Annotated in this window: 22 protein-coding genes; 21 read left to right on the top strand and 1 reads right to left on the bottom strand. The window is 47.3% G+C overall.

From position 1 onward, the window contains the following. Nucleotides 1–129 precede the first annotated feature (129 nt). From V1467_RS18770 to V1467_RS18670, 21 genes are read left to right on the top strand one after another with little or no spacing between them, the layout of a single operon-like run. Complete coding sequence (locus V1467_RS18770) at nucleotides 130–858, top strand: beta-ketoacyl synthase chain length factor (protein WP_416306510.1); 729 nt, start codon at nucleotides 130–132, stop codon at nucleotides 856–858. Then, nucleotides 851–1627: a lysophospholipid acyltransferase family protein gene (locus V1467_RS18765; RefSeq protein ID WP_416306509.1), complete on the top strand. Its 777-nt coding sequence runs from the start codon at nucleotides 851–853 to the stop codon at nucleotides 1625–1627. Before V1467_RS18770 ends, V1467_RS18765 begins: the two co-directional genes overlap by 8 nt. Beyond that, on the top strand, nucleotides 1611–1862 hold the full coding sequence (locus V1467_RS18760; protein WP_416306508.1) for a phosphopantetheine-binding protein: 252 nt from the start codon (nucleotides 1611–1613) through the stop codon (nucleotides 1860–1862). The genes V1467_RS18765 and V1467_RS18760 overlap by 17 nt, the downstream gene beginning before the upstream one ends. Nucleotides 1863–1886: 24 nt before the next feature. Then, entirely contained in the window at nucleotides 1887–2135 is a 249-nt protein-coding gene (locus V1467_RS18755; RefSeq protein ID WP_416306507.1) for an acyl carrier protein, read from the top strand. A 6-nt stretch (nucleotides 2136–2141) separates the two neighbouring features. Then, a complete protein-coding gene (locus V1467_RS18750) occupies nucleotides 2142–2690 on the top strand; it encodes a hypothetical protein (RefSeq protein ID WP_416306506.1) in 549 nt (182 codons plus the stop codon). Continuing rightward, nucleotides 2680–4008: an AMP-binding protein gene (locus tag V1467_RS18745; RefSeq protein ID WP_416306505.1), complete on the top strand. Its 1329-nt coding sequence runs from the start codon at nucleotides 2680–2682 to the stop codon at nucleotides 4006–4008. The genes V1467_RS18750 and V1467_RS18745 overlap by 11 nt, the downstream gene beginning before the upstream one ends. Nucleotide 4009: 1 nt before the next feature. Next, complete coding sequence (locus V1467_RS18740; RefSeq protein WP_416306504.1) at nucleotides 4010–4363, top strand: thioester dehydrase; 354 nt, start codon at nucleotides 4010–4012, stop codon at nucleotides 4361–4363. After that, complete coding sequence (locus tag V1467_RS18735) at nucleotides 4360–5091, top strand: glycosyltransferase family 2 protein (protein WP_416306503.1); 732 nt, start codon at nucleotides 4360–4362, stop codon at nucleotides 5089–5091. Before V1467_RS18740 ends, V1467_RS18735 begins: the two co-directional genes overlap by 4 nt. After that, nucleotides 5088–6050: an acyltransferase gene (locus V1467_RS18730; RefSeq protein WP_416306502.1), complete on the top strand. Its 963-nt coding sequence runs from the start codon at nucleotides 5088–5090 to the stop codon at nucleotides 6048–6050. Before V1467_RS18735 ends, V1467_RS18730 begins: the two co-directional genes overlap by 4 nt. Then, the gene (locus tag V1467_RS18725; RefSeq protein ID WP_416306501.1) at nucleotides 6047–7591 is read left to right on the top strand and encodes an HAL/PAL/TAL family ammonia-lyase; all 1545 of its coding nucleotides are present in this window, start codon (nucleotides 6047–6049) and stop codon (nucleotides 7589–7591) included. The genes V1467_RS18730 and V1467_RS18725 overlap by 4 nt, the downstream gene beginning before the upstream one ends. Further along, entirely contained in the window at nucleotides 7584–8000 is a 417-nt protein-coding gene (locus V1467_RS18720) for an acyl-CoA thioesterase (RefSeq protein ID WP_416306500.1), read from the top strand. The genes V1467_RS18725 and V1467_RS18720 overlap by 8 nt, the downstream gene beginning before the upstream one ends. Next, nucleotides 7997–8536 (top strand): outer membrane lipoprotein carrier protein LolA, encoded by a 540-nt coding sequence (locus V1467_RS18715; RefSeq protein ID WP_416306499.1) that lies wholly within the window; start codon nucleotides 7997–7999, stop codon nucleotides 8534–8536. The genes V1467_RS18720 and V1467_RS18715 overlap by 4 nt, the downstream gene beginning before the upstream one ends. A 15-nt stretch (nucleotides 8537–8551) precedes the next feature. Further along, entirely contained in the window at nucleotides 8552–10819 is a 2268-nt protein-coding gene (locus tag V1467_RS18710; RefSeq protein WP_416306498.1) for an MMPL family transporter, read from the top strand. Continuing rightward, nucleotides 10812–12041: an NAD(P)/FAD-dependent oxidoreductase gene (locus tag V1467_RS18705; protein ID WP_416306497.1), complete on the top strand. Its 1230-nt coding sequence runs from the start codon at nucleotides 10812–10814 to the stop codon at nucleotides 12039–12041. Before V1467_RS18710 ends, V1467_RS18705 begins: the two co-directional genes overlap by 8 nt. Further along, on the top strand, nucleotides 12029–12595 hold the full coding sequence (locus tag V1467_RS18700; RefSeq protein WP_416306496.1) for a DUF3261 domain-containing protein: 567 nt from the start codon (nucleotides 12029–12031) through the stop codon (nucleotides 12593–12595). The genes V1467_RS18705 and V1467_RS18700 overlap by 13 nt, the downstream gene beginning before the upstream one ends. Beyond that, nucleotides 12579–13760: a beta-ketoacyl-ACP synthase gene (locus tag V1467_RS18695; RefSeq protein WP_416306495.1), complete on the top strand. Its 1182-nt coding sequence runs from the start codon at nucleotides 12579–12581 to the stop codon at nucleotides 13758–13760. The genes V1467_RS18700 and V1467_RS18695 overlap by 17 nt, the downstream gene beginning before the upstream one ends. A gap of 12 nt (nucleotides 13761–13772) precedes the next feature. Beyond that, nucleotides 13773–14222 carry a 3-hydroxylacyl-ACP dehydratase gene (locus V1467_RS18690; protein ID WP_416306494.1) on the top strand — a complete coding sequence of 150 codons (450 nt, stop codon included), beginning with the start codon at nucleotides 13773–13775 and terminating at the stop codon, nucleotides 14220–14222. A gap of 15 nt (nucleotides 14223–14237) precedes the next feature. Next, complete coding sequence (locus tag V1467_RS18685) at nucleotides 14238–14963, top strand: 3-ketoacyl-ACP reductase FabG2 (protein WP_416306493.1); 726 nt, start codon at nucleotides 14238–14240, stop codon at nucleotides 14961–14963. Continuing rightward, nucleotides 14963–16189 (top strand): beta-ketoacyl-ACP synthase, encoded by a 1227-nt coding sequence (locus V1467_RS18680; protein WP_416306492.1) that lies wholly within the window; start codon nucleotides 14963–14965, stop codon nucleotides 16187–16189. Before V1467_RS18685 ends, V1467_RS18680 begins: the two co-directional genes overlap by 1 nt. Continuing rightward, the gene (locus V1467_RS18675) at nucleotides 16182–17003 is read left to right on the top strand and encodes a MipA/OmpV family protein (protein ID WP_416306491.1); all 822 of its coding nucleotides are present in this window, start codon (nucleotides 16182–16184) and stop codon (nucleotides 17001–17003) included. Before V1467_RS18680 ends, V1467_RS18675 begins: the two co-directional genes overlap by 8 nt. Then, nucleotides 17000–17437, top strand: coding sequence for an excinuclease ABC subunit A (locus V1467_RS18670; RefSeq protein ID WP_416306490.1), 438 nt, complete (start codon nucleotides 17000–17002; stop codon nucleotides 17435–17437). Before V1467_RS18675 ends, V1467_RS18670 begins: the two co-directional genes overlap by 4 nt. Nucleotides 17438–17518: 81 nt before the next feature. Here the strand turns inward: V1467_RS18670 and prlC are convergent, their stop codons facing one another. Then, on the bottom strand, nucleotides 17519–19564 hold the full coding sequence (prlC, locus tag V1467_RS18665) for an oligopeptidase A (protein ID WP_416306489.1): 2046 nt from the start codon (nucleotides 19562–19564) through the stop codon (nucleotides 17519–17521). Nucleotides 19565–20215: the final 651 nt, after the last annotated feature.

The following is a 20215-nucleotide window of genomic DNA, read 5'->3' as shown; positions in this document are numbered from 1 at the left end:
TTAGCAGCAATGGAATATTCTTCAATGTCGCTTTTCTGTGTTGTGGTAGTGTAAAAATGGAAAAGCGAATAACTAATACAATTTGACCACTAAACCTTAAACGGTTTGTGAAGTGGCGGTAATAACCTAATGAAAATGCATATAGTTCAATGGAGTGCCTGGATTAATGGTATTGATTCTGTTGAGGGTTTAACGGATTGGGCAGTGGAACCCACAGATACCCCCGCAGATTTCAATCTGCCTGTCCCCGATTATGTGCCAAAAATAAATCGCCGGCGTTTAAGTCCGTTGGCCAAGATAGTGTTGAGCCAAGTGGCATGCCTGGACAACTTTCATCTTTATCCTAGCGTTTTTTGTACCCGCCATGGTGACTTGCCAAAAACCGTTGAATTAATCGCCGATGTGGTCAGGGGCGAAAGTTTGTCTCCTACCCAGTTTGCACTGTCGGTGCATAATGCCGTGTCAGGCCAGTTTGGTATCTTTGCGCATAATGTTCAGGCATCAACCCTAATTTCAGCAGGGCGGGACAGTTTTCATCTGGGCTTGATTGATGCCATAACCAGGCTAGAACAGTCGGAGGCAGAGCATATGCTCTATGTTTATGCAGATATGCCTTTGCCCGAGCCGTATCAAGGATTTGCCGATGAAATGCAGTTTGCACATTGTATCGCTCTTAAACTGGCTAAAGACACAAGCGCTGCTGGCGACAGTATGACTATGCATCAAAAGCAATTAGCGCAAACAGCGATAACCGGTATGGCACTTCCGCACAGCCTACAGTTTTTGCGCCAATTTGTATCCCGGCAGCGTAGCTTTGAGATAGAGGGTAACAGCCATTGGGATTGGTCCCGTGACTAGACTGGATAAAATATGGCGTTTGTTCGCCACCGGATTCTGCTTTGCTGTATTTGGTCTGGGCGGGATGTTGATGGCATTGCTCTGGCTGCCGTTATATCGTTTGCGGTACAAGGATGAAAAACGTCAGAAAAAAGCTTGTCGCTACGCGGTTCATCTGTCGTTTAAGGGGTTTATCTGGCTAATGAGGATGGTAGGTGTCGTCAAGGTTGAGACTCGAGGGTTGGACAAACTGCAGAATCTGCGCGGCAAAATCATCATCGCCAACCATCCGTCACTGATTGATGTCGTGGTATTGATTTCCCTGATCCGCAATGCAGATTGCGTGGTTAAACAGGACTTGTGGAATAACCTGTTTATTAGTGGTGTGATTAAAAGTAGTGGTTATCTGAGCAACGCAGATCCTGAAGGGTTAATTGAAGATTGTCGGCTATCTCTTGAACAGGGTAATAATTTGATCATATTCCCGGAAGGAACCCGGACTAAACCTGATACAATACCCAAGTTACGCAGGGGAGCGGCCAATTTGGCGCTGCGTTGTCAGAAGGATCTTCAAGTCGTGTCCATCCATGTCAGTCCACCTGCGTTAACCAAAGGTTTCCCCTGGTATAAAGTACCGCCTTCCAAGATAATATTGCAGCTTGATGTCAAAGGTGAACTAAAAGTGGCAGCATTTCAGGGTGAAAGTATCACCAAATCGGTAAGGACACTGACCCGGGAAATAGAAAGATTATTTATAATGGAGATTCAACAACGTGAGTTTACACACTGAATTAAAAACGCTCATTATCGAAACACTGGATCTAGAAGATATCAGAGTAGAAGATATTGCTGATGACGAACCTTTGTTTGTGGAGGGGTTGGGTCTGGATTCGATTGATGCGCTGGAGTTGGGACTGGCGCTTAAAAAGCATTATCAAATCAGTATTGATGCAAATTCGGAACAAACCAGAAAACATTTTTTGTCGGTTAACAGTTTGGCTGACTTTATTAAGTCACAGGCATAACGGGTTACCTCGGAAAAGAAGTATATGAAAACCAAAAACGAAATCTTTAATCAATTAAAAAACATACTGGTCAATGAATTCGAGTTGCCGGAAGAGGATGTAACGTTGCAGGCGAACTTGTATCAGGAGCTCGATATGGACAGCATTGACGCCGTCGATCTGGTGGTGAAGCTGCGTGAATTAACCGGTTGCAAGATCGAACCTGACGCCTTTAAACAAGTGCGTACGGTTGAACATGTGGTTGATGAAATATATCTGTTACTTGAAGGCTGATTTTTTTTGCAATATCTGCTTGCAATACTGGCATTGCTTTATCCATTTTTAGCTTATGCCGGTCTCGTTTACGGCTCCCCGCAGTGGGTCGCTGGCATTCTTGTCGTTATTCTACTGGTCAGGCTAAAATGGGGAAAATCGCTTTTTAGCCCCTTGTTTGTCAATCTGTTTGTCATTTTGCTGAGCCTGTCACTGGGGTATTCGCTACTGACCGGTTCGCCACTCGGTATACGCCTTTATCCTGTGTTGGTCAATTTGGTCTTTTTGCTGGTATTTGCCAGCTCATTATTTTCATCCCAAACCGTAGTTGAACGACTGGCCAGATTAAAAGAGCCGGATTTACCAGCAAGCGGTGTGGCTTATACTCGTAAAGTGACCTTGGTGTGGAGTGTTTTTTTTATACTTAACGGCACTATTGCTGCCTATACTGCGTTCTTTACCAATATCCAGATCTGGACGCTGTATAACGGATTTATTTCCTATCTCCTGATTGCCATTTTGGGTGGCAGTGAATGGCTTATCAGGCAAAAAGTCAGACAGCGGCATGAACACTAGTATCCCTTTCGATTATCAGTGCCAGCAGCCGTTTTTGATAGCACCGGACAAGGTGGTCAGTAAAGGAAGTTGGCTACAAGATGTCGCAAATTGTATGGCACAGTTCAAGCAATCCTCCGCAGCAGTCTGGCTGTTATATGAGCCGGACTTGTATGCATTTTCCGTTTATTTTATGGCGCTGCTAGGCGCCCAAAAGCAAATCGTACTAACAGCCAATGGCCAGCCGGAAACCATCCGTAGCATGCAAGCTAGTTTCGAGTTGGCTATTTTGCCTGACGTGATTGAAGGGGTTGCTTGCTGGCAAAAGTCACCTACACAGTTAGTGGACAAAGAATTTGCGCTAGATATTAAAGATGAGCAGCAGATTCATTTTTACACATCGGGTAGCAGTGGTTCGGCGAAAAAAGTGGTTAAATATTGGTATCAATTGGAACGGGAAGTACGTTGTCACCAGCAGCTCTGGAAAGATCTACTACCTGGCAGCTTGACCGTTGCCAGCGTCAGTCATCAGCATATCTACGGCCTATTGTTTAAATTTCTTGTGCCGCTATTGTCCGAACAATCGATTTATCTGCCTTTGATTCAATTCCCGGAGCAACTGGAACAAGTAGCATCCTGCCAACAGGCACTGATCTTTATCTCCAGTCCGGCCTATTTATCTCGTACTGCAAACGAGCCAACTAACATCGCGAGCTACAGCAGTATCAAACAAGTGTTCAGCTCTGGCGGCCCGTTGTTGGCCGAAACAGCCAGTCAACTGATTGACTCTGCCAATATTGCGCCGGTTGAAATCTATGGTAGCACCGAAACCGGTGGTATCGCCTGGCGCAAACAGGCCGTGAATTCCGTTTGGCAAACCTTGACCGGGATTGAGGTCAGAACAGATCAACAAAATAGGCTGTCAATCAGATCGCCTTTTCTGGCAGATGATAATTGGTTCGAAACCGATGACAAGGCGTCGTTATACGATAACCGGCATTTTGATTTGCAGGGGCGGGTCGATCGGATTGTTAAGTTGGAAGAAAAACGTTTATCGTTAACCGAGCTGGAATTGCGGCTGCAGCAGCATCCCGATTGTCGGCGGGCCAAGGCGTTACTGATCAACAATAAACGTGTTCAACTGGCAGTGGTGATTGAGCTGGCTGACGAGATGCAAGACGTAGAAAATAAACCACAGCTAAGCCAGCAATTTCGTCAGTATTTAAGCGGCTTTTTTGAACCGGTATTATTGCCCAGAAAGTGGCGATTTGTCAGGGAGTTACCGATGGATAATCAGGGCAAAACCAGCCTGCAGATGTTACAAGGAATGTTTAGTTAGCATGAACAGCGTGGCTCCTATTCTACAAATTCGTCATGAGGCGGAAAAATGTCTCGTTGATTTGCGTCTTGAGCCAGAACTTGCCTGTTTTGACGGGCATTTTCCCGGTATGCCGGTGTTACCCGGTGTGGTGCAACTGGATTGGGCGGTCAAACTGGCTAAAACACATTTATCAATAGAGCCTCAGGCGGTAGCCAAACAGTTTGAAGTGTTAAAATTTCAACAGTTATTGGTACCGGGATTAATCGTGACGCTGGAATTGCAAAAAAAAGATTCGCATAAGGTGTTGTTTAGCTACCACTCTGAACGAGGGCAACATGCCTCCGGACGTATCGTATTTGAGGACAAGGTGTGAATTGCTGTGCCGTTGTACCCACTTACAACCACCACCAGCAGTTGTCGGCAGTATGTCAGCAACTCATTGCCTTCAATCTGGCGGTCATTCTGATTGACGATGGTAGTAACGACGAGACGGCTCAAGTCATTGATGAGTTAGCCCGAACAGCCGACATTTCGTTAATTCGCCACAACCACAATCTGGGTAAAGGTGCTGCCGTGATCAATGGTTTTAAAATGGCGCTACAATCCGGTTTTACCCATGCTTTGCAGGTCGACGCAGATGGCCAACATAATTTGGCCGACATTCCCGCTCTGCTCGACTTGGCCAAGCGCCATCCTGACAAGATCGTCAGTGGTCTGCCCGTTTATGATGATTCTATCCCTATCGGCAGGAAGTACGGGCGTTATATTACTCATTTCTGGGTGTGGATCGAGACATTGTCTTTATCAGTCAAAGACACCATGTGTGGATTCCGTATCTACCCGCTCAAACCATGTATAGCGCTAACGGAACAGTACAATATTGGCGCCAGGATGGATTTTGACATTGAAATTATGGTTCGATTGTACTGGCGGGGAGTCGAGTCGATATTTCTGCCGACCCGGGTTATTTATCCGCAACAGGGCCTGTCCCATTTCCAGCCCCTGCAAGACAACCTGCGGATCTCATGGTTACATACCAGGTTATTTTTCGGCATGCTTATGCGCTTGCCCATATTGTTAAGCCGGAAGTTTAAACAATGAGCCAGCATTGGTCCGCAATTGCCGAGCGAGGCAACCAGTTTGGCATCCAGTTTTTATTGCAGGTCTATAAGCTGTTTGGGAAATGGTTGTTAAAGTTGTTGCTGATCCCGGTGATCTGTTATTTTTATCTCACCGATAAGCGCAGTCGTCGTGCATCCTTGCAGTTTTTGCGCCGTGCGTATCAATGTTCACAACACAGTCCGTTTAAAAGCTGTCCTGGATTTAGACAGGGTCTGAAGCATTTTTTCAGCTTCGGGTTTGCTGCACTGGATAAAATTGACTCCTGGCTAGGACAGATTTCGTCGCAGCAGATTAGTTATCACAATTACCCGTTGTTTGAGTCACTGATTAGCCAACGCAAGGGAGCGGTGTTTATTGGTTCACATCTGGGCAATCTTGAAGTGTGCCGAGCGCTGGGACAAAGGCAATACCCGATCCGCATCAATGTGCTGGTGCATACCCATCATGCCGAAGCTTTTAACAAAATGCTCAAACAAGTTAGTGACGAAGTGGATTTGAACCTTATCCAGGTGACCACCATCGGACCGGACATCGCTATTTTGCTAAAAGAGCGGATCGAGCAGGGCGAGTTTGTGGTGATTGTGGGTGACAGGACGCCAATCAATAATCCCGGACGTATCAGTCTGGTTGATTTTATGGGTAAGCAGGCACCTTTTTCGCAAGGACCGATGATTTTGGCAAGCTTGCTGGATTGTCCGGTTTATCTGCTTTTCTGTATGAAACAAAAAGCCGGATACAAGATCATATTTGAACCTTTCGCCGAACCTGCGCTACCGTTGCCCAGGAAGGATCGTCATCGTCTTCTGGACGTTTATTGCCAGCAATACGCTAACCGTTTAGCGCATTATGCCGGCCTCTATCCCTACCAGTGGTATAATTTTTTCGATTTTTGGCAACATGATGTTGCGCCAGACAAACAGGACAACAAGGCAGTATGAACAGCAACAACACCCTTACTTTTGGTGACAAAAGATTGACCATCGAAGATATTGTCGCCGTTGCTAATGGCGACGAACAGGTGGCTTTATCTGAAGATAAATCCTTTCAGCAAAAAATAGATAGTGGTGTGGCGTTCCTGGATAAATTATTAGCCGAGGATGGCGTAATTTACGGCGTTACTACCGGTTATGGCGATTCTTGCACTATTGGTATTCCGGCCGAGCTGGCCAACGAATTACCTATCCACCTAACTCGCTTTCACGGTTGTGGTCTGGGGGACTATTTTGACAAGCAAAAAGCCAGAGCAATTTTGGCCACCCGCTTGTGTTCGCTGGCACAGGGATATTCCGGCGTAAGCTGGACGTTACTCAACCAACTGGTGGAGTTTATCAACCGCGATATTATTCCGGTTATACCCGAAGAAGGCTCGGTAGGTGCGAGTGGCGATTTAACCCCGTTGTCCTATGTCGCAGCCTCACTGTGCGGAGAGCGGCAGGTTTATTATCATGGTCAAACAGTGGATGCCAGCGACGCTCTGGCGGCAGAGAAACTGCAGCCAATCACATTACGCCCCAAAGAAGGGTTAGCCATTATGAATGGCACTGCGGTCATGACCGGGCTGGCTTCGATGGCCTTTTCACGAGCTGAATATCTGAGCAAACTCTGTAGCCGCATCACTGCCTTTACCAGTCTGGCCCTAAAAGGAAACAGCCATCACTTTGATGAAATCCTGTTCAGTGTCAAGCCCCATCAGGGGCAACAACAGGTAGCGCGGTGGATCCGCGACGATCTCAACCATCACGAGCATCCGCGTAATTCCAAACGTTTACAGGATCGCTATTCGATACGTTGTGCACCACATATTATCGGCGCATTGCAGGATGCCCTGCCGTGGCTGCGCAGTCTTATCGAAAATGAACTCAACAGTGCCAACGACAATCCGATTGTCGATGGTATGGGCGAACATGTTCTGCACGGCGGCCATTTCTATGGGGGACATATTGCCATGGCCATGGACACCATGAAAACCTGTGTCGCCAATCTGGCCGATTTAATGGACAGACAAATGGCGTTATTAATGGACGTCAAGTTTAACAACGGTTTGCCGTCCAACCTGTCTGCTTCCAGTGAACAGCGGCGCTATATTAACCACGGTTTTAAAGCGGTACAAATTGGTGTGTCGGCCTGGACGGCCGAGGCGCTTAAACTGACTATGCCTGCCAGTGTTTTTTCGCGTTCAACCGAGTGCCATAATCAGGACAAAGTCAGCATGGGTACCATTGCGGCAAGGGACTGTTTGAGGATTTTACAACTGAGCGAGCAAGTAGCAGCGGCGATGCTGGTGGCAAGCTGGCAGGGCGTGCAGTTAAGGATCAGTTCAGGAGAATTATGTGATAACAGCCTGAGCGAGGAATTACGCAGTATGTGTGCAGATATCCAAGAGTTGTTTCCATTAGTCGTGGAAGACAGGCCTCTGGAACATGAATTGCGTAATATGATTGAGCAAATTCAAACACGCCGCTGGAGTCTCTATGAGTAAAAGCTTACCGCGAGCCAAAGTCTGCATTGATGTGCCTTTTTTTGATATCGATGCGATGAATGTGGTCTGGCATGGACACTATGTGAAATATCTGGAAGTGGCGCGTTGTGAGTTATTGCGCAGCTTTGATTATGATTATCCACAAATGAAAGAGTCGGGCTTTCTCTGGCCGATTGTGGATCTGCGTATCAAATATGTCGGTTCGGCCCGTTTTGCTAATAAAATCTGGGTCGAAGCCAGTTTGCAAGAATATGAAAATCGCTTACGAATCGATTATCTGATTACCGATGCCGCCAGTGGCGATAAACTCACCAAGGCGACCAGTATACAGGTAGCAGTCTGTGCTGACAGTGGTGAAATGCAGTATGTCAGCCCAGCCATCTTGTTGGAAAAGTTGGGATTACAATGAACAAAGGTTTTTATTGTATATGTTTGTTAATTTTGGCGATGTCTGCCCAGGCGCAGCAAACACTTCCGTGGCTGTCTATACAGCAAACATCGGGACATTTTGTACAGCAAAAGCATCTTAAAGTGCTTTCCCGTCCTTTCGTGTCCAAGGGTAGCTACCACTACGACAAGGCCACAGGATTAAGCTGGCACACCGAAGAGCCGGTTGCTAACCAGTTGCTGATCAATGCGCAGGGGATTGTTGAGATTCAAGCCGATGGCAGCCAAAAGACAGTGACCTCTGATACCAGCGTGGGTAATTTATTATTAGCTTTGTTTAGTGGCGATCAGACGTTGCTGAGCGAGCAGTTTAGTCTCACACAAACCGATGACGGCGTTAGTATGCATCCCCAAACCGCGTTGCTGAAAAAGTTGTTTAGTCATATCGATATATGCCAAAAAGAGTCCCAATCGCAACAAATTAGCCTGTTTGAAGCTGACGGAAATCGTACCGATATCAAGCTAATTCCAGATCAACAAACGGATACAACGGACTAATAGTTGATGCCGGGCATGGAACGCAAACATCGATCGCTGCTCTACTGGATTATTGTCAGCATAGGCCTGGTCGGTATTATTCTGTACCGCAGTCTGGTTGATCCACTGCAATTTGATGCCGATTTGCTTAATTTGCTGGAGCTGGATGAGCAACCCGTAGAGGTAACCCGTTCTGCCACTCAACCCTATCAAAATCGGGCGCTGCTGATGCTCAGCAATGCTGACCGGCGACAGGTTATTACCCAAATTAGGTCGATACAATCCGCGTTAGCGCAACAGGACTGGATTGGTGAGGCAAGCGTCAATCCTTCGGCCCAATTTGATTTGCAACAATTGGCGCAAACATACACAAAGTATCCACTAGCCTTAATGAGCCAACCCGCAATTGCGGCCCGCGACGATAACAACTACCAGTATTTTAACCAGCGCTTCTTGCATTTAATGAGTCAGCCTGCCAATCCCATGGTTGCGATGACCATCGAACAGGCGCCGTTATTAAATGTGGCAGACTGGCTTAGTGAACAACTTAAACCGGGTCAGTGGCAACAGGACGGTGACCTGCTGTATGTGAGTCAGGGAGAGCATCGCTACTACCCGCTGTTTATCCAATTCAAGCCAACAGCGACAACACTGGATAACGTGGTCGACGTAGCAGCGCAACTACAAAAAATAGTGCAGCACGCTGTGCAGGGCAGTGAAACAGAGGTGCTTAAAAGCGGTTTGATCTTTCATTCCGCGGCAATAACGGAACAAGCCGAATTTGAAATGGGTTTATTTGGTGGTTTATCGATACTAGGTGTACTGCTGCTGTCGTTGTTGTATTTTCGCAGTGTATTACCGATAGTGTGGATCCTGGTCCTGATCGGCGGTTCTGGATTGGCGGGGCTGGCCGCTCTGTCACTGGTGTTTAGCAAAATACATCTTCTTACTCTGGTGTTTTCTATTAGTCTCATCGGTATTGCGGTGGATTATGGATACCATGTTATTTTGGCGGCGCAATTTTCCGGCAAATCCGGTAAAGCGTTGGTGGCATATATTGCTCCTGCGTTGCTAATGGGAGGCGGGACAACGCTGCTCAGCTATTTGCTACTGTTGTTGTTGCCTATTCCTTTTTTACGCCAGGTGGCAGTTTTTGTCTGCGCTGGTCTGGCTTTTGCGATTTTCACCAGTCTGGCATTGCTGGCATGGTGGCCAGGGCAACGATACCGGCAAACTGGAGGTATTCCCCGTACCTGGCACAAGACCTGGTACTGGGCTCTTACCGGCGGCCTAGTGGCGATTTGTTTGCTGGCGTTGAGCCAGTGGCATTTTGAGGACAATATCAAGCAATTTAACAGCACCCCTCAAACCCTGTTGGATAGTGAAATTAGAGTCAGCCAATTAATCGGTAATAGACAATACCCCCGCTTTTTAGCTATAAGTGCTGACAGTGAGCAATTACTCGTTGAGAGATTGGAAGCAATAAGACAGCAGTTTAATCAGGCTCCTTTAAACCAGTATGAGTTATCGGGAATCGATCAGTGGTTGCCTTCATTGACAACCCAAAAAATGAATAGTGAGTGGTTACGTCAATCAATAGCAGATAACCAGTTTCAAACTGCATTGTCCTATACGTCTGAACAGAATATTGAGCAGCTACTCAAAAGTCCCTCTAGCGGCCTGGTTTACTCGCAATTACCGCAGCAAATTCGCGGACTCTATCCCCCTTTGCTAAAACATCACGGAGAAGTTAGTACAGTGATCAGCTATCTCGGGCCAATCACGGCCTCCACCGTTAACAATATGCAACAACAACTCGGTTTCGCTATTCAACTTGTTGATCAGCCGGGGCAATTGAGTGAAGCGCTAATGACGTTACGTACTTATGTGATGTACTTTTTAGCTGTTTCGGCAATGACGCTGATCGTACTGATGTTGTTTCGCTATGGCGTGAGTGGTGGTTTAGACACGGCTTTGATTCCGGTGCTGTCTGCTACAGGTGGACTAGCCTTGACCCAGATCCTTATAGGTTATGTGAGTTTATTTAATTTACTTGCCTGCATTCTTATTTTGGCACTGGTTGTCGATTATGCGGTGTTTCTCAGGGAACATGGTCGATGCCAACATGTGCTTCGTGCAATCAGTTTATCGGCGCTAACTTCCTGTCTGGCCTTTGGTATGCTGGTGTTGAGTCAAACCCCCGCGATCTGGCAATTTGGCTTGACGGTTTTATTGGGTATCTCTGTTGGCTGGGCACTCTGTCTGTTTGCGCCAGCTAGGGTTGTTAAGGAACACAATGACTAATCAATTTGATGTCGTCGTTATAGGAGCCGGTCCTGCCGGCGCTTGTGCAGCAAAAATGTTGGTCGACTCGGGACTGAGCGTCGTGGTGGTTGAAAAAGAGCAATTTCCGCGTTTCTCTATTGGTGAGAGTCTGTTACCCCAGTGCATGAGTTTTCTGGAACAGGCTGGCTTAAAGGACCTGGTCGATAATGGCGGCTTTCAGTATAAGAATGGTGCGGCATTTTTTAAAAGCGGCCAGTATACGGTGTTTAATTTTGCCGAAAAGTTAACCACTGGCCCCGCTACTACCTATCAGGTAAAGCGCGCTGATTTTGACAAGAAATTGGCCGATGCCGCAGAGCAAGCCGGCGCTGAAATACGCTACCAACATCAGGTAACGTCATTTAACCAACAGGAAAGTAACGTCGTTCTCGGCATAAATGATCTCGATAAACAGCAGCAATACCAATTACAAGGCCGTTTTGTGCTGGACGCCAGCGGTTTTGGACGGGTCTTGCCGCGCTTGCTTGACCTGGAATCGCCTTCCGACTTTCCGGTGCGTCAGGCTATTTTTACTCATATCCAGGACAATTTGCCAGCCAGTTTCGATCGGCACAAGATCCTCATCACAGTGTATCCACATAATCCGGATATCTGGTTTTGGCTGATCCCGTTCTCCGATGGCACCAGTAGTTTGGGCATGGTGGGTGAGCAACGTTTCTTTAGCGAGTTTACACATCTGTCAGAAGAGCAAATATTATGGCACTTTATCCAGCAAACCGAGGATTTGGCTGATTTACTCGTTGCGGCCAAAGTTACCGGTCCGGTAAGAAAAATTGCCGGTTACACCGCCAATGTGAACAGCTTGTATGGTGAGCGTTACGCGTTATTGGGTAATGCTGGCGAGTTCCTTGATCCGGTTTTTTCATCCGGTGTGACCATAGCGTTAAAGTCAGCAGTATTAGCTGCGCCTCTAGTCCACAAGCAACTAAAAGGCGAAAGCGTTGATTGGCAAAGTGAATTCAGTCAACCTCTGCGGTTGGGAATTTCCACTTTCAGGCATTTTGTTGTCAGCTGGTATGACCGACGTTTACAAGATATTATTTTTTATCCCCATTCCCAACCCGAGATCAAACAAATGATTTGCTCAATTCTGGCCGGTTACGCCTGGGATCAAGCCAATCCTTACGTCGGCGGTAATGGTAAACGTTTAAAAGTGCTGGCAGAAATATGCGCAAACTGATTGTTATAATCTTTGTTTCTATGCTGAGTGCCTGTGCCAGCCATATTGCCAGCCAACAACCGGTTATTCTGGATGACCAGAGCCAGTTTGTTCTGCAACCCGTTCCCGCGGTACTGGCCGGTACGGGACGTTTGGAAAAGTTGCAGATTAGCGCGCCCGATCAGGACCACCAACTGTTATTGCAAATCGAAATTTTCGCCCAGCAAGTTAAAATGGTTGGTTTCAGTTTATCGGGACTGGTGCTTTTCGAGATGAAGTGGGATCCGGTAACTGGATTGGAAAGCCACACCAAGGTACCGCTGGGGGATTTACGGCCTGAAGTATTGTTTGCTTATTTCCAGCTAGCCAATTGGCCGGATACAGCTGTGCAACGTGGCGCGAGGGGGATACAATTACACAGCGAAGAAAATAGCAGACAATTTTATCGAGACGAACAACTGGTTTTTTCGATTCAGACAACGAAACAAACGACGCTGTTTGACCATCACCTGCAACACTTTCAGATAAAAATAGACAAAATAAAACAATGGAAATTAGATGAGCAGCTTGACTGATCTGGGTATTGTTTGCGCGCTGGGTACTGACAAAGAACAGGTACTATCCGCCTGCCTGGCGGGCAATCAGAGTGGCTTGATCGCCCGACAGGATTTACACCCGCAACATACTATTCGTGTTGGCCAGGTCTGTGCAGAATTGCCGGATATGCAGACGTTTGACCAAGTTTACCGAACACGATGTAACCAACTGATTTTACTAGCTTATCAGCAAATTGCCGAACAGATTAAACAACTACCTTATCCGTCTGAGCGCATTGCTGTGGTAATAGGTACCAGTACCTCAGGTATTGCCAGTGGTGAACAGGCGATGAGTGAGTTGCAATATCAAGGTCAGTTTCCCGCTGGTTTTGACTATGCCCTGCAGGAAATGAATGCCTCTGCTGAATTTTTAGCTCAGCTATGCGGAGCCAGAGGACCGGTTTATACCGTTTCTACTGCTTGTTCGTCGTCTGGCAAGGCAATGATCAGTGCTCGGCACTTATTAGCGTCCGGTTTGGTCGATGCGGTCATTACCGGTGGAGCCGACAGTTTGTGTAAACTGACGGTAAATGGCTTTGCGTCACTTGAATCTGTAGCCAGCGATTTGTGTAATCCCTTTGCCCAACAGCGCGACGGCATCAATATTGGTGAAGGTGCGGCATTGTTTATTATGCAGCGAATTGAACAAGGAATTTGTCTGGCCGGATTTGGTGAAAGTTCGGACGCCTATCATATTTCCGCTCCGGAACCACAAGGAACCGGCGCGATAAGTGTTATTCAACAAGCACTTACCCGTGCCGATATGCAAGCCAGTGAGGTGGATTATATCAACCTGCATGGTACCGGTACGCTCAAGAATGATGAAATGGAGGCGCTAGCGATAAATCAGTTGCTAAAACAGGTTCCTTGCAGTTCAACCAAAAGCCTGACGGGTCATGCGTTGGGTGCCGCAGGCGCGATTGAAGCGGCAATTTGCTGGTTATTACTAAGTGATTATAATCGCCTTAATCAGTTGCCTGGCAATCGAATCAGCGGACAGTTTGATCCGGACTTGGCCGAAATTAATTTACTAGCGCAAACCCGGACACTGGACAAAAAAATTAATACTTGTCTGTCCAACTCATTCGCTTTCGGAGGCAGCAATGTCGCATTATTGTTATCCCGACAGCTGCTATCCAGCTAGGTGAAAAAAACGATGTATTTAATTGAAAATGTTATTCCGCATCGTGCGCCGATGATATTACTGGATGAACTTGTCAGCTTCGATCAGCAAACGGCTGTCTGTCGAGTGGCCATCTGTTCCGACAGCCCGTTTTTTGATCAGGAACGTCAGCTTGTGCCTAATCATGTCGGTATCGAATATATGGCGCAGTCCATTGCGGCCTACGCGGGAGCACATGAAAAAGATCAAGGCCATCAGATACAGGTCGGGTTTTTGTTAGGGAGCCGTAAGTATCGCAGTTTTTGTGATGGCTTTGCCAAAGGCATGGAACTGACAATTAAGGTAACGCTGCTCTATCAGGAGGAATCCGGATTAAGTGTTTTTGATTGCCAGATTCTGCAGCGGGACAGGCTATTGGCAGAGGCAAAAGTGAATACCTTTCAGCCAAAAGATAGCGCCTCATATATTCAGCAGAGCCAATAAATTAAAGGATTGAGTATGAACAGAAGAGTATTGGTAACCGGCTCAAGTAAAGGTATAGGTAAAGCCATTGCCTTGCAATTGGCGCACGACGGGTTCGATGTCACATTGCATTGTCGTTCGGACCTTGCCGGTGCGCAACAAATCCAGCAACAGATAGCAGAGTTTGCCAACTGTCCTGATATTGTACAATTCGACCTGTCTGATCGGCAGCAAGTGCAACAAGTACTGAATCAACAAGTGACAGATAAAGGTGCTTACTATGGGGTGGTTTGTAATGCGGGTATTACGCGTGACAACGCGTTTCCGGCTATGCCGGCAGAAGATTGGGATCTGGTGATGCGCACCAATCTGGATGGTTTCTACAATGTGCTTCAGCCGCTAGTGATGCCCATGGTGCAGGCCAGACAGGGTGGACGTATTGTTTCTGTTGCGTCGGTATCCGGGATTTTGGGGAATCGTGGACAGGTGAATTACAGTGCGTCCAAAGCGGGTTTAATTGGTGCAACCAAGTCGTTGGCTCTGGAATTGGCCAAACGGAAAATTACCGTTAACTGTGTAGCCCCGGGTTTGATTGAAACCGATATGATTGAAGAGTTGCCAGTCCAGGAAATGGTTAAACACATTCCATTGCGCAGGATGGGACAAGCCCGGGATGTTGCTGCGATGGTGGGCTTTTTAATGTCCGATGCGGCAAGTTATGTCACCCGACAAGTCATGGCGGTGGATGGTGGATTAAGTTGATGAATAGAGTGGTAGTAACCGGCATGTCAGTGGTGTCGGCTCTGGGGAATGACTGGCATACCTTTGAGCAGGGATTGCGCCTGGAGCAAAATGCAGTTAAATACATGCCTGACTGGCAGGATGTTGAAGATTTAGGTACTCGTATCGCCGCGCCCGTGGAGTTTGTTAAACCCGCCCATTTCAGTCGTAAAAAAGTGCGCTCGATGGGGCGTGTTTCCCTAATGGCAACAGCCGCCACTGAGCAGGCTCTCCAACAGGCTCACCTGACAGACGATCCTGTTCTGACCAATGGCTCAACCGGCATTGCGTACGGATCATCAACAGGTTCGACTCAGCCTTTGACCGCATTTGGTAATCTGATCGCCAATCGTAGTATGAGCGGTGTGACCGCAACCAGTTATATACAGATGATGGCACATACTACGGCAGTCAATCTGGGCGTGTATTTTTCCACCAAGGGACGGATTATTACCACCAGTTCGGCCTGTACTTCTGCGTCCCAGGGTATTGGTTATGCCTATGAAGCGATTAAGTTTGGTAAACAGAAAGTAATGATTGCCGGCGGAGCAGAAGAGCTTTGTGTCACTGAGGCAGCAGTGTTTGACACCCTGTATGCTACCAGTACCAAAAATAATACGCCGAACTTGACCCCGCAACCCTACGATAAAGATCGCGACGGTCTGGTTTTAGGGGAGGGGGCCGGTACTTTTATTCTGGAAGAGCTTGAGCACGCTAAAGCTCGGGGCGCCAATATTATTGCCGAGGTGATTGGCTTTGGTACTAATGCGGATGGTCAACATGTTACCCAGCCTACAGCGGAAACGATGAGCCAGGCGATTCAACTTGCGTTGCAGGACGCAGATATACCCGCTAATGAAATAGGCTATGTTAATGGACATGGTACCGCTACCGAAGCCGGTGATATTGCCGAGACCCAGGCCACTCGCCAGGCATTGGGCAGAGCCGTGCCGATCAGTTCACTAAAAAGTTATCTTGGCCATACGTTAGGAGCCTGCGGAGCGATAGAAGCCTGGGCCAGTATCGAAATGATGTTAAGTGGATGGTTTGCACCGACAATTAATCTGAGCAATATTGATCCTCGTTGTGCGGAACTGGATTACTTGACATCCGGTGGACGGCAAATCAGTACCGACATTGTCATGAGCAATAATTTTGCTTTTGGCGGCATTAATACTTCTTTGATATTTAAACGCTGGAATGAGTAAATTTGTTCTAGCATGTGGATGGTTGGCCACTGTGTTATTAGCGCATAGTACGCTATGTCAGGCCTCAGAAGATTATTTTCTGGAAGTCGGTGCCGGACTGGTCGCAGGACAAATTCCGGAGTACCCCGGTTCGGCACAGGCACGTGGTTTTGTGTTACCTTTTCCTTATATCGATTACCGGGATGATAAGCTGACAATCGATAGGCAGGCGATTAAAGGTGAGTTATTCGACAGTGGCCAGTTTCGCATATCCCTGTCTGCCTCAGGCACCATCCCGGTCGACAATGATGAAGGCAAGGCGCGTGATGGCATGCCAGAGTTGGGATGGGTTGGAGAACTGGGGCCCTCACTGATTTATGATTTGAATCGAAACTGGCAGGTGAAGTGGCAAGTTCGTAAAGCTACGTCCTGGCGTTCAGGAAAATTAGTTAACGTCGGTTGGCGTTCGGAACTGGGCATTGGTTGGCAACAAGATATTTCGTCCGTTGTGGGGTTTGGTAAAATGGCACTGCAGTCCGAATTGAGTCTGAATTTTGCCGATCATCGTTACCATCAGTTTTATTATGGCGTGGAGCAGCAATATGTCACCGCTGACCGCCATTATTGGCAGGCGCGTTCAGGTGTGAGTTATACCCGTCTATCGTTAGGTTTAACTTGGCGTTACCAACAATTATGGCTAGGATTGTATGCCAAGTATGACTCCTTTGAGGGAGCCGCTAACCGACAAAGTTCGTTGTTGGCCGTCAGCCATCAAAGTGGCTTTGGTCTGGCAGTAGCATGGATATTTTTAACACATGATGGAGGAAAGGAATGAAAAATATTTTAATCGTTTGTGCAATGATAGGAATGACACTTTCAACCCAGGCAATGGCAAGGGATGATCGGTTGAAGTTTCCTTTTGAAGAATTTTTGAAAACAGAAAAAGCTAAAGAAGCGTTACTGGATATCCCGGTGTTTTTTGCCGGTCAACAACATGGCGCGGTAGAAAAAAAATGGGGTGAGGCAACCACCAGCAGAAAAACCAATGCGTTTAACAAGTCAGATCAGGAAGCCTGTCAATGGGTGTTGTTATCTGCGCTGAAAAGCCTGCAAGAGCGTGCGATTCAGGAAGGAATGAATGCAGTTATCAATATCAAGTCTAATTACAAACATCAGGAATTCGTCAGCAGTAGCGAATTTGAATGTGGTGCTGGAACCTTTGTTGCTGGTGTCGCGTTAAAAGCGGATATTGTCAAACTGGTCAAATAACCTGAATTCGGAATAAATACGCTTTGACGCAACGCCGTTAAATAAACTTTAACGGCGTTTACGTTGCTTTATTCCGATATGTTATGCAGTAGTGATCCCGGAATGCCTTAACAATGCATCTACCTTGGGTTCGCGCCCACGAAAGGCGACAAACAATTCCATTGGCTCGCGGCAGCCGCCCATCTCCAGAATGTTAGTCAGAAAATCCAGACCGGTTTGTGGATTGAAGATTCCTTCGTCTTCAAATCGGCTAAAGGCGTCGGCAGATAGCACTTCGGCCCATTTATAGCTGTAATACCCTGCAGCATAACCACCGGCAAAAATATGCCCGAAGCTGTGCTGGAAGCGGTTGAAAGCGGGCGGAATAGTCACCGATACTTGCTGACGGATATTGTCCAGTACCTGCTGGACCTGATTTTGCGTATTGGGGTCGTAATTCTGGTGTAACTGGAAATCAAATAAGCTGAATTCGAGCTGCCGGATCATTTGCATCGCCGACTGGAAATTTCTGGCTGCCAGCACTTTATCCAACAAGGCTTTGGGTAGCGGTTCGCCGGTTTCATAGTGACCGGAAATAAAGGCTAGCGCCTGCTCTTCCCAGCACCAGTTTTCCAGGAACTGGCTAGGCAGTTCTACCGCATCCCAGGCTACGCCGTTAATGCCGGAAACCCCTGCCACTGAAACCTTGGTCAGCATATGATGAATGCCGTGGCCAAATTCATGGAACAGGGTGATCACTTCATCATGGGTAAACAAGGCCGGTTTGCCGCCAATGGGGCCATTAAAGTTACAGGTTAAATAGGCAACTGGCGTCTGTAACATGCCGCTTTGGGTTTGACGACGTACCTGGCATTCGTCCATCCAAGCGCCACCACGCTTGTGCGCTCTGGCGTACAAATCCAGATAAAAACCGCCGCGTAGCTGGTTGTTGTTATCGACAATATCGTAGAATTTTACGTCTTTGTGCCAGACATCCACATCATTGCGAGGTTGGATAGTTAATCCGTACAAACGATGCACCACTTCGAACAGGCCGCTGAGCACTTTGCTTTCCGGAAAATAAGGGCGCAGCAATTCATCGGAAATGGCATATTTCTGTTCTTTGAGTTTTTCACTGTAATAGGCTAAATCCCATGCCTGCAGCTTGTTCATTCCGTGCTTTTCATTGGCAAACCGGGTGAGTTCATCAAGATCCTGCTCGGCTTGCGGTTTGGAACGAGTGGCCAGATCATTGAGAAAGCCCAGTACCTGTTCGGGGGACTCGGCCATTTTGGTCGATAAGGAACGGTGGGCGTAACTATCAAAACCTAATAGTTGGGCAAGTTCATGGCGAAGCTTCAACGTTTCATCAATAACCGGGCCATTGTCCCATTTTCCCGCATTTGGCCCCTGATCGGAGGCCCGAGTACAATAGGCGCGATAAAATTCTTCACGCAGAGCTCTGTCATCGGCATACATCATCACTGGTAAATAGCTGGGAATATCCAGAGTAAATAGCCATCCAGTCAGTTGTTTTTCTTGCGCAGTTTGTGCCGCTGCATCAATAGCAGATTCGGGCAGCCCTGCCAGTAGTTCTTTATTTTCGACATGTCTTTGCCATCCAAGCGTGGCGTCCATGACGTTGTTGGAAAAGGTCGAGGATAAATCTGACAAACGGCTTTTTATTTGGGCGTAACGCTGCTTTTTATCGTCTTCAAGGGCGATACCGGATAATTCGAAATCCCGTAGCGTATTGGTAATGACTTTTTGCTGTGCTTCGCTGAGTTGACTGAACTGTTCGCTGGCGCGAATTTGCACATAGGCCTGGTAAAGTCCTTTGTGCTGGCTGACAAAGGTTCCGTAATCGGATAGCAATGGCAGGCAAGCATCATGGGCTTCCCGTAATGGATCGGAACTCAGCACGGAGTTCAAATGGGAAATCGGCGACCATAAACGGCCTAACTCATCATCGTTTTCTTCCAACGGTGCGATAAGATTATCCCATGTATAGGTGTCGTTATCGGTCAATAATTGTTCTATTTGCTGTTTGCCCTTGGCAATAGCCTGTTCAATTGAGGGCAAAATTTGCTCGGGATTAATAGTAGAAAACTTGGGTAGACGGGAGATGTCGGTTGCGTTCGGGTTCATAGTCAGTCACTGATCCGTGATAAAATAACTCAATCAGAATATGATTGGGGCAACAGCGAAAAACTCAAGAGACGGGCTTTGAGCCACAAGCTAAAAGATTGATCACGCAGAGGCGCAGTGGGCGCAAAGAAACACCCATCACGGAGTAGAGAAAATGATACCCATAGATTGCAGGATGGGTAAATTGATACCGTTCATCCTGAGCATGAGGTACGAATAGTCGAAGGGTGAATCAATTAAGCCGCGAGCTAAAGAAAACCCCCGTTATTTTTGTATGCCGTGGCTCTAACCCGATATTTATTATCTTTGTGAGCTCCGTGCCTTCGTGGTCAATATGGGGTTGTTTTTATCTCTGCGCGCGCTGCGGCTTAGTGAGCGCTCGGTTTTGGTCCGTCATCCCCGCGTGTTGTTGGCGGAGATCCAGCGCTTTTTGACGGCATAAATGCCGACCTACATTGGCATGTAACACCTGTAGGTCGAGGCTTTAGCCCGTAGCTAGCGGTAAACAATGGACCCCGGCCCAAAAGACTACCGGGGTGACAACCTCCCCAGAGTGACAGCGTGAACAGTTTTTCTCTGTGAGCTCCGTGCCTCCGTGGTTAATATGAATTTGTTTTTATCTCTGCTGTTTTCTCAAGCGCGGATTACAAA

The organism is Neptunicella plasticusilytica (genome assembly GCF_047922965.1).
Taxonomy (GTDB): Bacteria; Pseudomonadota; Gammaproteobacteria; order Enterobacterales; family Alteromonadaceae; genus Neptunicella; species Neptunicella plasticusilytica.
Note: the sequence above shows the minus strand (reverse complement) of the source record. Positions and strands in the feature narration are given on the sequence as shown.